This window comes from Geobacillus sp. E263 (genome assembly GCF_007197795.1).
Classification (GTDB): Bacteria; Bacillota; Bacilli; order Bacillales; family Anoxybacillaceae; genus Parageobacillus_B; species Parageobacillus_B toebii.
This window is the reverse complement of sequence record NZ_CP041632.1, coordinates 1,702,662-1,715,345: the sequence shown is the minus strand read 5'-3', so window position 1 is coordinate 1,715,345 and position 12,684 is coordinate 1,702,662. Positions and strand designations below refer to the sequence as shown.

Annotated in this window: 14 protein-coding genes and 2 pseudogenes; 4 read left to right on the top strand and 12 right to left on the bottom strand. The window is 40.7% G+C overall.

The features are described 5' to 3' along the window. Positions 1-112: 112 nt before the first annotated feature. Positions 113-1,087 (bottom strand): annotated as a pseudogene (locus FNL97_RS18875) (helix-turn-helix domain-containing protein). 320 nt (positions 1,088-1,407) lie between these two features. Between FNL97_RS18875 and FNL97_RS08970 the strand changes: the two are divergent. After that, positions 1,408-1,734 carry a tyrosine-type recombinase/integrase gene (locus tag FNL97_RS08970; protein ID WP_286173539.1) on the top strand — a complete coding sequence of 109 codons (327 nt, stop codon included), beginning with the start codon at positions 1,408-1,410 and terminating at the stop codon, positions 1,732-1,734. 292 nt (positions 1,735-2,026) lie between these two features. Here FNL97_RS08970 and FNL97_RS08960 read toward each other — a convergent pair whose 3' ends face one another. The 4 genes and pseudogenes from FNL97_RS08960 to FNL97_RS08945 form a co-directional block, all read right to left on the bottom strand. After that, positions 2,027-2,827, bottom strand: a complete 801-nt coding sequence (locus FNL97_RS08960) for an ExeA family protein (RefSeq protein WP_087959892.1) — start codon at positions 2,825-2,827, stop codon at positions 2,027-2,029. Beyond that, positions 2,820-4,096 (bottom strand): annotated as a pseudogene (locus FNL97_RS08955) (IS481 family transposase). The gene FNL97_RS08960 and the pseudogene FNL97_RS08955 overlap by 8 nt, the downstream one beginning before the upstream one ends. 140 nt (positions 4,097-4,236) lie before the next feature. Continuing rightward, positions 4,237-4,794: a DUF6431 domain-containing protein gene (locus FNL97_RS08950; RefSeq protein WP_143415556.1), complete on the bottom strand. Its 558-nt coding sequence runs from the start codon at positions 4,792-4,794 to the stop codon at positions 4,237-4,239. 186 nt (positions 4,795-4,980) lie between these two features. Next, positions 4,981-5,313, bottom strand: a complete 333-nt coding sequence (locus tag FNL97_RS08945; protein ID WP_286173538.1) for a hypothetical protein — start codon at positions 5,311-5,313, stop codon at positions 4,981-4,983. A gap of 4 nt (positions 5,314-5,317) precedes the next feature. Here FNL97_RS08945 and FNL97_RS08940 point away from each other — a divergent pair, with 4 nt between their 5' ends. Then, positions 5,318-5,854 (top strand): hypothetical protein, encoded by a 537-nt coding sequence (locus tag FNL97_RS08940; RefSeq protein WP_286173537.1) that lies wholly within the window; start codon positions 5,318-5,320, stop codon positions 5,852-5,854. Positions 5,855-6,408: 554 nt separating this feature from the next. On the opposite strand, the gene FNL97_RS08930 is transcribed toward FNL97_RS08940, so the two are convergent. Beyond that, positions 6,409-6,963, bottom strand: coding sequence for an IS630 family transposase (locus tag FNL97_RS08930; protein ID WP_013400171.1), 555 nt, complete (start codon positions 6,961-6,963; stop codon positions 6,409-6,411). 349 nt (positions 6,964-7,312) lie between these two features. Here FNL97_RS08930 and FNL97_RS08925 point away from each other — a divergent pair, with 349 nt between their 5' ends. Further along, on the top strand, positions 7,313-8,191 hold the full coding sequence (locus tag FNL97_RS08925; protein ID WP_143415554.1) for an IS982-like element ISGth1 family transposase: 879 nt from the start codon (positions 7,313-7,315) through the stop codon (positions 8,189-8,191). Positions 8,192-8,704: 513 nt separating this feature from the next. Here the strand turns inward: FNL97_RS08925 and FNL97_RS08920 are convergent. From FNL97_RS08920 to FNL97_RS08900, 5 genes are all read right to left on the bottom strand, one after another. After that, positions 8,705-8,896, bottom strand: a complete 192-nt coding sequence (locus tag FNL97_RS08920; protein ID WP_020755372.1) for a hypothetical protein — start codon at positions 8,894-8,896, stop codon at positions 8,705-8,707. A 175-nt stretch (positions 8,897-9,071) separates the two neighbouring features. Continuing rightward, positions 9,072-9,494, bottom strand: a complete 423-nt coding sequence (locus FNL97_RS08915) for an NUDIX hydrolase (RefSeq protein WP_143415552.1) — start codon at positions 9,492-9,494, stop codon at positions 9,072-9,074. Positions 9,495-9,846: 352 nt separating this feature from the next. Then, positions 9,847-10,110 (bottom strand): hypothetical protein, encoded by a 264-nt coding sequence (locus FNL97_RS08910; RefSeq protein WP_143415550.1) that lies wholly within the window; start codon positions 10,108-10,110, stop codon positions 9,847-9,849. 21 nt (positions 10,111-10,131) lie between these two features. Further along, positions 10,132-11,202, bottom strand: a complete 1,071-nt coding sequence (locus FNL97_RS08905; RefSeq protein WP_143415547.1) for an anti-sigma factor — start codon at positions 11,200-11,202, stop codon at positions 10,132-10,134. After that, the gene (locus FNL97_RS08900) at positions 11,199-11,468 is read right to left on the bottom strand and encodes a sigma factor-like helix-turn-helix DNA-binding protein (protein ID WP_286173536.1); all 270 of its coding nucleotides are present in this window, start codon (positions 11,466-11,468) and stop codon (positions 11,199-11,201) included. Before FNL97_RS08900 ends, FNL97_RS08905 begins: the two co-directional genes overlap by 4 nt. Before the next feature lie 14 nt (positions 11,469-11,482). Between FNL97_RS08900 and FNL97_RS08895 the strand changes: the two genes are divergently transcribed. Continuing rightward, positions 11,483-11,908, top strand: a complete 426-nt coding sequence (locus FNL97_RS08895; RefSeq protein WP_143415545.1) for a DUF6803 family protein — start codon at positions 11,483-11,485, stop codon at positions 11,906-11,908. A gap of 145 nt (positions 11,909-12,053) precedes the next feature. Here the strand turns inward: FNL97_RS08895 and FNL97_RS08890 are convergent, their stop codons facing one another. Next, the gene (locus FNL97_RS08890; RefSeq protein WP_143415543.1) at positions 12,054-12,575 is read right to left on the bottom strand and encodes a hypothetical protein; all 522 of its coding nucleotides are present in this window, start codon (positions 12,573-12,575) and stop codon (positions 12,054-12,056) included. Positions 12,576-12,684 lie beyond the last annotated feature (109 nt).

Sequence of the window (12,684 nt, the reverse complement as noted above, 5' to 3'; positions counted from 1 at the left end):
AATGTTTATTTCACCGCTAACATTATTGCCAGGATCTCGTCAGTGCTTTCTCTTTTTTGTCACTAAATCACAAAATTTGGTGATGAACCAAAAAATATAAAGCAGTTATTAGTTACTTAACTTCCCTTTCTTTAATTTTATAAAATTCTTCGCTAAATGATTTGTCACGCTTCAACCATGTATAATACGTTCCTAATGTAATTCCAACTGTTTCACATGCTTGATGAACGCAATAACTTTTTCGATATTCATCGATAAAAGCTTTTTTTCTTGCTGCAACAGCTTGTTTTGTTCTTTTTAATTTCGCATTTTGCAATGTTTCTGCATCCATATTTTTATCTGGGAACGCTTCAAATTTGCGTTTAGTATAATCCTTTATCGTGATAAATCCAGTCGTAAAATTCCTTAATGTTTTTTCTGCCGCTCATATATAAACGAATATGTTTTTCTTTTTTGGTTAAGTACACGTCAAATCCTCGCGCTTTTAGATGATGTTCTAATACCGTCATGAAATCGAGAGAACCGCCAACAAAACTGACTAAATAGCCACGAGAATAAATATTTCCATCACCGTCAAAATAGCTCTTATAAAATGATTTAAATACACTTCTGGAACATACGGAAATTTTATATCCAATGATTTATTTGGTGTGATACCATGTATCTCCATTAAATCGTTTTTCATAACTTTGCTATTGAGATATAACATATAAACACCGGTTTGCTTATTTTGATAAAGTGGTTGATTAGACCCTAATTCGTCTCTGATTTGTTCTAAAATATATTTTTCTTTTTGCGCGAATCCGATCGTCTGAAAATCATTGGAGACAAAACCGTCCGCTATAAAAAAACCTAAGATATAAGCCATATTTTTAGACCAAGTCTTGAAATAATCTTCATTTAACTTATACTTACGCTTCCAACTACCAAACGGCCTTTTTTCAATATTATGATCAGACAAAATCATTCTTATATATCTTGGGGACACATTGGAAAGCTTTGCAATTTCGGTGGTACTAGCACCTTCAAGATAAAGTTTTATAATTTCGTTTATCTCCAACGTTCGTTTTATATTTTTTCTTGTCATCTTTAAAACCCCTTCCATATTTATTTAAAATATATTATAAGAACAAATGTTCTTATTGTCTATATAAATTAAAATATTCGTAATAATCCCTTCCCCACTTTAATTAATGAATGGAAATAAATCGCAAAACAAAAAAAGAGACAGTAAAGTGCAAGTACTGTCTCATCACGCCGCTTTATTCCTTATGCTCCGGGCTGCTTTTCACAATTACTGATAAATTGAGTGGAGGCATCGTCCTGTATGAAACAAGAGCAGATTCCGCAATCCTTCTTTCATAATTCTTAATCTCAACAAAAACAATTGATTTATCTAACAACACGATGCGTATTTATGGGAAAGGAAAAAAAGAGCGCTTACTCCCCCTTCATCCTATGGTTGTCCCTTTAATAAAAAGCTATATGGAAAGTTTAGAGGAATATCAGCTCCATCCTTCCCAACCGGTATTTTTAAATAAAAACGGCAAAAAACTGAACCCGCGTGGTTTACATAAGATATTTAAAGAAATCTTACAAAAAGCAGGTCTGCCACCTCAACGGTTCTCACTCCATCATTTGCGGCATACGTTTGCTACCTTGTTGATACAAGAAAATAAAGAAAATGTTGATTTGCGTACCGTACAAGAATTACTCGCGGTCATGAAAGTTTAGTCACGACGCAAGTATATACGCATGTTGACTTTGAGCAAAAGAAAAAAGCGATTGAAACATTTAACATATTTTGAAACCTGCTTAGTGTAAATTAGCACATTATTTCAGAATCCCTTTTTCAAATTATTTCAGGCGGATTCGGAAATAATGTGCAAAATTTTTGCGGATTGTTCCGGATTTTGCACATTCTTTCGGAACGTTTGCACGCTCTTTCAGATGAAGATTTCCAGCGCGCCTGATGGATCGATGGAAAAGAGAAAGCACAAAAGAGGCCGATTCGGCCCCTTTCGTGCTAATACCCCATTTCCTCTGCGGCCATGCGCACCATTTCTTCGTCAATGGCGTCCTTTTTCAGCTGATACCCGTATAACAGGCACGTCGTGGCCAACGTGTTGATCACCCGAGGCCATCCCCGCGACTGCAGGGCAATCGACTCTAACGCCGATGGGGTGAAGATCGGATGCTTCGCCCCGGCCTGTTTCATCCGATGTTCGATGTAGCCCGCCACCTCTTCCTTCTCCAGCGGCCCCATCCGGTATCGCATGATGATCCGCTGGTCGAGAGGGCGGTGCTGATTGAGCCGCAGCTTCCCCTGTAAATGGGGCAGCCCGGCCAAAATCAAGACAAATGGGTTGGTCGAATCCATCTCAAAGTTGAACAAGATCGCGATGTCCTGTAAAAATGCATCCTTCGCTAAATGCATCTCGTCCAAAATGAACACCGGCGTGATCCGCCGTTCATGATACAATCGCTCGATCGCCTGCTGGATTTGGCGGAAGAGGTCTACCTTGCGGTACTTCGGTTCCTCTCCTAATCCCAAGGCCAAACCACGGTAAAAATCCATCACGCCTCCGGTGGATAACGGAAAGTAGACGACATGATACAATGATGGATTCAATGACTCTTTCAGCGCCCGAAGGGCGAACGTCTTGCCCGCCCCTGGCTCTCCGATTAACAGCCCGATCCCCCGGGTTCGTTTCACGTACTCCAGCGCCCGCAACGCTTCCTGAAACGGCGCCCCTTGATACGCCTCGGACGGGTCTGTTTCTTTCGCAAACGGCTCCCGCGAAAGGGAGTAAAACGATTTATACACCGTGTTCTCCCTCCTTCGCCGGAATCGCCGCAAACGGGGACCGATGGCGTTTTACATAGGCGTTGTCCTCCAAACGAACCCGAACGGCCTCCGCCACCTTCCTTCCATCTTCGTACACATAGACGCCCCGTTCGTCATAGCGGAGTTCAATCGATTGCCCAATGAACCGGGGCGGCACTTCATACAGCTGCTTGTTCAAGGTGATCGTTCCATCGGCTTTGACCTTGCGGTGCTCCCGCTTCAGAAAAATCGCATCCAGCCAATCGCCATCTTCGATGAACGACACGAGATGCACTTGCGATTGAAACACCTCATGCGGCGTTTTTCCGTCCAGCGAGGCGTGCGGTTTTCGATGATACTCCTCTTCAAGCCACCTCCAAAAACGCTCGTTCAGCTCTTCGAGCGACTTCGGGGGATCCAACTCCAGCAGCGGATAAAACCGCGTCTGTACGGTGCGGAAGAACCGTTCGATTTTCCCTTTGCTTTGCGGGTCATACGGCTGGGTGTGGATGAGCGTAATTCCCATCTCGGCGCACGCATACTGCAGCACCTCGGATCGATAAATTTTCCCGTTGTCCGAGTAAATGCGCTTCGGCTTCCCGCAACGAAGCACCGCTTCCTTCGTGACGATCCGCAGCCCGTCAAACTTCTCCGAAGGGAAAAACTGCGCGTACGGCACAAACCGCGAGCAGTCATCGATATAGGCGATCAAAAACGTTTTCTGGGCTTTCCCATTGACTCGAATCGTTGGTCCATGGGATAAGTCCCCTTGCCAAAGCTCATTGATCTGGTCATACGCAAAGCGCTTTCGCTCCGGCATGGGCAAGATTTCTTTCCCGACAAGGTTGTGTTTTTTCAACAATCGGTATATAGTAAAGTAAGAGATATGGTTTTCTGGGATTTCCCCCTGCTCGATCAGGTGTTCGTAGAACACCGTCACGGGCATGGTGGGATGTTCTTTTCTTAGGGCTAAAATATGATCCTCATCATCGGGCGACAGACGCCTTGAGTGGCCGCGGTCCGAACGGCGCTTCGGCTTTAAGGCGTCAAAGCCCCCTTTTTTGTATCGGGTGCACCAATCGAGGATCGTCTTGGCTGCGATTCGTTTGTCGCCCTGGTGGGGAACATTTTGTCGCCCTGGTGGGGAACATGGTGCACTCGCTCGCTCACCTCTTTCAGATACGCCTTCGGTTCCACCTGCCCATTCACCAACGGAGCGATTAGCCCGTACCGAAACAGGGCAATGTCGTGTCTCATCGACTCATCCATTCGAATCTCCTCCTTGTCTCACTTGGAATCAGGACCGTTCCGGTCCGTCTGCCCTTATCGTACCGGATCGCTTTTTCTCCGTCGATAGGAAAGGTTTGTGGGAACCTCAACCATTTCCAATTTAGGATATGTATGTAAAATCAGGATCCCATTTGATTCGCAAAAGGGTGTCGGAATCCGTCCTTCCACATGTCTCTGATGACCGAATAGAGACCGTGTTTCTCCAACGTCCGGATCCACCAGGAAGCCCGTTCCTTTTCTTTTTTCACGATAGGGCCTATGATCCTCCACCGCCTCGCAAAAAAGCTGTGAAAGTTTGATAGGTTTCGGCAGAACCGCCGGACATAAAAGATGATGCCGTCCTTTGTCGGGAGAAACGGAGCCCGGTTCGTCCCCTCGGTCAATCCCAACTGCTCTTTCACGACTTGCCATATGGCGGACAACGTATACTGAAAATACGGGAGGAGAAAGGAAGGCAGCACACTCACCGTCTTCAAGCATTCCCGACAGCGATACCGGACAATCCAAATGCGATAATCACCATGTGGGGTCAATGCATTTCGCTCATAGTAACCGTGGCGGTGTAACGGGCGCTTGGCCCGGCAATGCGGACACTGTGTCAGAAGAGGGAAGTTGTTTTCTTTTCCACGCTCTGCATACGTTTGGACGTCAATGCCAAAGTCATGAAATTGAATCACGTCCTCCTCCCCCTCCTCTGAACCGATGGATTTTCTCTTCCGAAATAATTCACAAAAAATTTAGCACATTCTTTCAGAAAAGGGGAGAGGGATTTCTGAAGAATTGTGCAAAAAAATGCCTCTTTTATTCCAAAATAAAGTGATAATTTACAGCTTAGTACGGAAATAACTACCCTAGCCGGGTAGTTATTTCCCCATGTGAATATGAGTTGGCGGATACAAAGGCACTGAATGCGTGAGATCGTATGGCATTGGGTTCATTCCATGAGTTTGCTGATAAGGTATTGGAGCATGTGCAAAATACCCCTGCTGCGCCATCACAATCTGATTATAAAGTTCTGGTGCTTTAAATGTGAAATAATCAGAATAATTATTCCCTGATTCCTTAAGTATTTTTTGCTGTAATGCTGTAAATGCATACTTTACGAGATGTTCTTTAAACAGATTGATGTAATTTTTGTTTTTCAATTGATTCCTAAATACGTTTGAAGATGAAGGGAATAATTCTGGTGATTTCACAACGATGGGTACAATTTCTTCCTCCACGATGAAATTATGGGGTACAGTTTATAAAGTAACCTCTGATCGGGCAAACAACGATAAATTTTATATCTACGCTAATTTTCAATGGCTGAAATCACCTTTTTACGAACTTGTTGATAAAATGACTTTCGGTTTTCCTTCGAGTGCAGGATTTTATCTTCCAACTAGTAATGGATCAGTAACACAACATCAACATAGATATAGTCAAGATCCACAAGGTAATGGGAACTGGGTAGATTATGCAATTGATTACACTCCTAGTGATTGGGAACCAAATGCTGGAGTAGCTGGTGAATTTGACTTAAGAAGCTCTACAGAATTTACTTTACACAAAGGATATATGGGACAATATGTTTATGTACCAACATCAAAAAATGGTACAATTAATATTAAAATTCAATATGGACACAAATTATATTCCGGTCAACCTAGTGTATCAGTATATCCAGCAGGATTATCAATAACCCCAACATCTTCAGTAGATACTGCTTCTTACGCTTTAACACTAACTTATTAGTATGTTATCTTGTTAGAGAAAAGAATAAAAATTAAAATATTTTAATAACTTTTGTATTAATCTATACTTAACAAGTAAAAGGGAGTTCTTTAAATGGAATATATATACTTACTTGTTTTACCAATAATAGGTGTTTTGTGGTTTTTAAATTTAGCAAGCTTTTTAAAAAATTTACACAGTAATGGAAACACACTTAATCAAACAATACTAGGTGCCGTATTAACCTTTATCTTTACTTTTCTATTTATGTACGGGTTTTTAGGAACGCATTAATTATTCAAACACCTCCTGTACAAAAAGGATCGAACTACCCCCACTTACCGGCTAATGGACGATGGAAGTGGGGGATTCTTGTTTGTTTCCTTTTGGCCGTTGTTGCTCAAAGGAAACAAGCCGCCCTCCTCTGTTCAACAAGGGAAGTAGCCATATAGGGATGTCCAATAAGCTAACGGTTGCGTGATGTCCATACGTAGGGATTTGTTTTTGACGCCCTTTAACACTCCATGTGGCCCGTAGAGTTTGGTAATCTCGAATATGGCTTTCATCTTCATAGATTATGACCATGTTGTCGGACAAGTTTTTTTTATGAGTTCCATCTCCTGTTGAAACTCTTTTTGTTTTTGTGGATTGGCCCGTTTGAGGGTATACGTAGGGCGTGTATAGCGAAATCCCCATCGATGAAGCATATCACCAATACCGCCACGGGACATGGTGACAGAAAATTTCTCTTCTAACACATGTTGAATAATCCGGGTATTCCAGCCCGTTTCAATGCCGTATCCTTCATCGGCAGGAGTGCTTTCTTCCAGCATTTTTTTTAATTCCCGTTCTTCTTCTGGAGATAGATACGGCTTTCTGCCCGGGGCGTATCGACGTTCTAATAACGCATCCATCCCACCTTGATTAAACTTTTGCACGTAAATCGAAACGGTCTCACGGTGGAGATTCAAGAGCTCAGCGACTTGGATCCCCAAATAGCCTTGCATAATCAGACGAATGACTGCAATTCGTTTTGCCATGTTCGCCTTTTTCATTTTGCGTTCCTGTTCTTGAAGACGTTCGATCGTCCAACCATGATCGTTTGTAATTTGTAATCCTTTTTTCCTCATTCTTCTTCCGCTCCTTTGATTTACTCATTTAGGAGCAGTATAGACAAGGATGCAGGTTGATTAAACATGTCGGAATTTCAAACTGGATTTATATAGCACCTTCAAGATAAAGTTTTATAATTTCGTCTATCTCCAACGTTCGTTTTATATTTTTTCTTGTCATCTTTAAAACCCCTTCCATATTTATTTAAAATATATTATAAGAACAATATTATAAGAACAAACGTTCTTATTGTATATATAAATTAACCTGTGGCGCTAGATAAAATCAGACAAGCATAAAAATAGCCCTTGCATGAGGATCTCCTTAAAATGAAAGTGCGACCAAACATTTAAAAGAAGAATTCACATGCAAGAGCACTTTCATTTTACAACAGATCGAGCCAAACTTCAAAAACAATATGTATCGATTTTGTGTTTTGTATCAGCTCAACTATCGAGTATCCAGATTCATCTTCAACGTCGAAATCTTCATTTGTTGAAACAGAAGGACGAGGTCATCATCGCCGTCCATGTCCTTGGAAAGTTGTTAGGCTTCACTTCCGAACGGGCTTGGCATCGGTTTGTGATCGGGAATTTGTTTTCCAAGGACTTGTTCCCTGAACGTTCTCGATACAACCGTCGCTGCCGAGCGCTTGGCTTTGCGATCAAGTGGATGCGGCACCAGCTGGCCAAGCGCGGGCAGCACCATGCGTATGCGGTCGTGGACAGTTTGCCGATCGAGCTGTGTCATTCATCCCGAATGTATCGCGCCAAACGGTTTCGTGGAATTGCGGATATCGGCTATTGTGCTTCGAAAAAGATCGCTTTCTATGGGTTGAAACTTCATCTGCAGGCCACCGACCAAGGGCTTCCGATGGGATATGTCGTCACTGAAGCGTCTTGTCACGATCGGGTGGCCGCTGAAACCGTCATGACGCAAATTCCACATCCATATAACCTAGGTGACAAAGGGTACATCAGCCAAAAACTGCAAAAGAAGCTGTACGAAGAGCATCGAGTCGCTTTTTGGACGCCCGTTCGAAAAAATCAGCGAATTCTCCAATCCGACGCATGGAAACAGTGGATGAAACGAAAACGCAAAGTGATTGAAACCGTGTTTTCGATTTTAGTCGATTCGTATCGGATCACCGAGATTCGAGCGAACTCGGTTTCTGGATTTGAAACGGCACTGGATGGTATTTTACTGGCTTACTCGCTTGTTGTTCTTAGGCTAGTTGAGTGTTAAAACTCAACTAGCACCACGGGTATAAATTAAAATATTCGTAATAATCCCTTCCCCACTTTAATTAATGAATGGAAATAAATCGCGAAACAAAAAAGAAGAGACAGTAAAGTGCAAGTACTGTCTCATCACGCCGCTTTATTCCTTATGCTCCAGAATGGCTTGCCACTCTTTCTCCCGATCTGTTTCCTAGGGTTCGATTCGGTAGCTCAGCCAGGCAGCAGGCAGAATCAGGCTGGGTAACAGTTGCTCAAGTTTAATCCCGATCCCGATAATGAGGCTTTTCCGCCGTTTGGAGAACTTCTAATTCAACATGGTTACTCTGTACAGCTCAACGATATTACAGAAACGTATATTCGTTATCCAACATCAGATTACGATTCACCTAAATTTTATAGAGATATATGCAGATACTAATTTAGCTTGTATTAACTGAAGCTTCCCATTTTACATATTCATCAAATTGTTCATCATCAGATGCAATGAAATCTTTTTCAACTTCAATGGTGACTGCAACTATTTCTTTTCGTTTCTTCCACCTGGAACAAATTCATTTCGGCACCATTTTACAAAGTTTCTCGAATGACACAGATATGTTTTTGCCGTGTCATCAGCTAACAGACCTTCTTTCCATTTTTCTTTTACCTCATTCTCATAGATTTGATACAATTCTTCTAATTTCTTTATAAATTCCTGTGATGCCCTCATCTGAATCAGCTCCCGATTAATATTTTATTAAGCAATTGGTAGATATGGTTTGTGTGTTGGAAGTTGAGATTGTGACCCGATAAAAAGCACCTGATCTTTTATCAATCCGTAAAACCATCTTGTTTGGATAGCGCGGGCATGAACTGAACTCATTTAGCTATCTTCCATCTCTACTCTATACCCATTCTTCCAACGAAAACACGTCATTTCTTTCAAAGTCGTGAAGAATGGCCGGAGGCAGCAGTTCACGCACTCTCTCTTTAGTTGACCAGCGATAATCGATATGTTCTTTCGAAAGAACGACCTCATGATGATCACTTTTGCATAAGTATGTAAGAATGACAACTTGTCGCGTTGCGTGCGTTTGAAACGTCGTCGCATATAAAATCCGCTCCACCGTCACATCCAATCCAACTTCTTCTTGGATTTCTCGCAACAGCGCCGTTTCTAAATCTTCTCCAAAGCGTATTTGCCCTCCGACTAACTCCCACGTTCCGCCGCCCACTTCATCATCATGAGCACGTTGTACCGTTAACACCTTGCCTTTGTGTAAAATAAACCCTTTCAAAACTACAACAATTTCATTTAAACTTGTCATTTCAAGCACCTTTCCTCATTATGGAATATAACACGATTGCTTTCACTCGATTAATGAATTAAGAAGAATCACTTTTATAGTTGTTAAAGCCAATTTATAAAAAATGAATATATACCAGCATATCAAAAAAAGCAGCTATATTGTGTTTCCATAAATCTCTACCTTCAAAACCATTTATTTTTACTTTGTATCCATAGAATAATCTAAATGTTCTAATAAAATATATCAAGATAAATTTGGGATATTTGGTATTGGTTTTACAGGTATGCATCTATGTCTTTTGCAACACGTTCCTATATTGAAAAAGGACAGCCTTATTTGGACTGTCCTTTTCGCTTTTGCTGCAGTAAAGTTACGGCTTGTAGTTAATACCTATACCAAACCAAATCATTCCCATACAAGAAACGATTAGGATGAAGTGAAGGATGCCGCCTAAATAGGAGTAGAACCGATCTTCTTTTAGGAGGCCAAGCAAGCATATAAGCATTCCGAACAATGAAATCCAAATGTAACGGATATGAAAAACAGGGATTTCCGCTATAATTTGTACATTTAACAAAATAAGCAAAAATACAGCCACCAAAGTATTTAGCATATTGATTCTTGCCATCATCATTTTCGACAATTCCCCCCTTTGCTATGGCAAATTAATCTGACCTAATCGAATCACGTTGACTTCTTTCATCTTTTCTAGAGACAAAACATCTTTGGCGGTTCCTGTCACAGCGATTCCATAAATCTTCAATTCTTTACGCTTTTTCACCCATTTTAGTCGCTCGGCCATCTTTAAGTCTTTGTATTCCGTTAGTTGTGTTGCCCATTTTTCGTTTTTGCTCAATAGCTCGAGCCCTTTGACTACTTCTTCGTAATCAGTAAACGAGCGATGGAATACAGAATCTACATGCACTTTTTTGTACGGAAAGCCAATTGCTGGTGTTTGGATGAAATCTAAATCATTCCTCATCTGTTCCTCTACACCTGTGTCCAACGCAAGCCATGTCATATGATATCGATATCCTTTGAATTTTTCATTTATTTCTTTTAAGGAATAGGACTGATTCAGGGAAATATAGATTTCAACCGGCCAATCGCTTGGGAGAGATTCAATTTTTCTTCGTTCGTCAGGTAAAAAGTATTTGGCTTTCGGATGAATAAAGTTGATTCCAATGTGATGAAGTGAATACCCAATCGCTCGATAATTCGATTCTTTAGCAAACACATCATTGAAAAATAGTTTGTAAGTATCCTTGCCTAGATAACTTCTTTTATCATCCATCCATTTATATTTGTCGGCCGTGACAGTCATAGTAAAGGGCTTGATCTCAACATCCACCGTATCGTAATCTACATACACATTTGGAGACATCATTTCACTCACCGTTCGAATGGTTTCAATCAATTCGTTCCCTCTGTTATGATCCCGCCCCCAGCCGTAATAAACAAAAGTAAACATAGTCAATAAAGGAACAATCGTGAGTATAAACGATACAACAAGCAGCGTATTTCTAAAAAAGAATTTTTGTTGGGCCTTTTTCATCATTTTTGTAAGATCGGTTTCCTTCATCCCTTCATCATGAAGGGTTTCATGGAGAAATTCATGGTATACGTCAAAACTTTCTAGAAGCTCCTCTATTTTCTGTTCTTCCTCTTTGTTTAGTGTGCCATTTTGATATTTCTGCAATAATTGTTTTAACTCGTCTTTTTTCATCCCTTCACCTCATTGCGTAATCGTTTTTCTAATTCCCGCCTGCCCCGAAACACAAGGCTTTTTAAATAAGGGAGTTTTACGTTTAACAGCTCCGCCGCTTCTTTATAGCTAAATCCTTTTAAATCGACGAGCATAATGGCTTTTTGTTGCAGTTCTTTCATGTCGGACAAATGTTTATAAATCAACTCCAGCTCATATTTTTGCAAAAACGCATTTTCCGTTTCTAATAATGGATCTAGCTTTAACGACGCAAAGAAATCATCCACTTGTACAACCTGTTATGGCTGTTCCCGTTGCTCTTGCCGAGACCATTGCAATAACGGAGCTGGCAATTCTTTTTACTCGCCGTTTTGATGGAATGATCCGTAAAGTCAACAAAATATGCAGCATCATCGTTGGTGTCTACTTTTTAGGAATTTTTATTTACTTATTGGTGAGTGCCGTCATTCCATTTACATTGAATGGAGAATGGCGCGGATGGATTGATATCATTGCAGTAGGATTTTATTTAGCAGGAGTCATTCCGTTATTGGGATTAAGTCTAATCGATTTAGGCATAATCGGGCGGAGATGGAGCGAGGAACAAAAGTTGAAATATCATTCCACTTTCGTTGGTGTGTTTTTAGTAGTAGCTCATATTGCTATGATTTTTGGAATGCTCGACCCATCGATCGGCGGCGACCATGCTCATCATATGCATATGTGAAAATAATGGAGGGTGTCCAAAAGCAATCACTTTTGGGACACCCTCCTCACATTTCTAATTCAGCTTATTGCAGAAACGATTCCCGAACGTGTAAGAAAACGTCAATCAAGTCATATTTAAATTCACATTTTGTTTAATTGGCTTCTTACTTCTTAGAAAAGCCTGTGATTGTAAAACAAGTAATAAACGCAACGGTTGTAACTATTATGCCGAATACTAAACCAATCATTCCCCCCATACAAGCATCTTCATTTGGATAAGAAGATTTCAGAGTTACTAACTGATAAGCTAACACCAAAGTCAAAAAAACATAAAAACTACTCCCTAAAAACCCCATCTTCAAACGATTGCTTTTCGTACCTTGCCATGCATGATTAATTAATACCCAAATAAAGATACTTACGATTACAGCCAAAATCATGACAATCAAATGAACGAACGGAATTGAAAAATATAACAATAAGTAAAGTACAAGACCGGTAGAAAAAAACAGAACAGCATTAATTGCGAACAAGAATATTCCACCTAACCAATGATTTTGAAACCACTTAGCACTTTTCAGCTTATAAACCACTTTATAATCGTCACCAATCATTCCTGTTATCGGTTTTTTTAGGATTATAACCATTAATACCCCAAGAATACCGAGAAATAATATTAAGGACATAATATTCCCGCCCCCAAAACAAAATTCTCTTTATCTTTTATACATTGTACAACAAATTTATGGATATCTGGTATTAATTTCTATAAAATAATCATAAACGCCTTTCCTC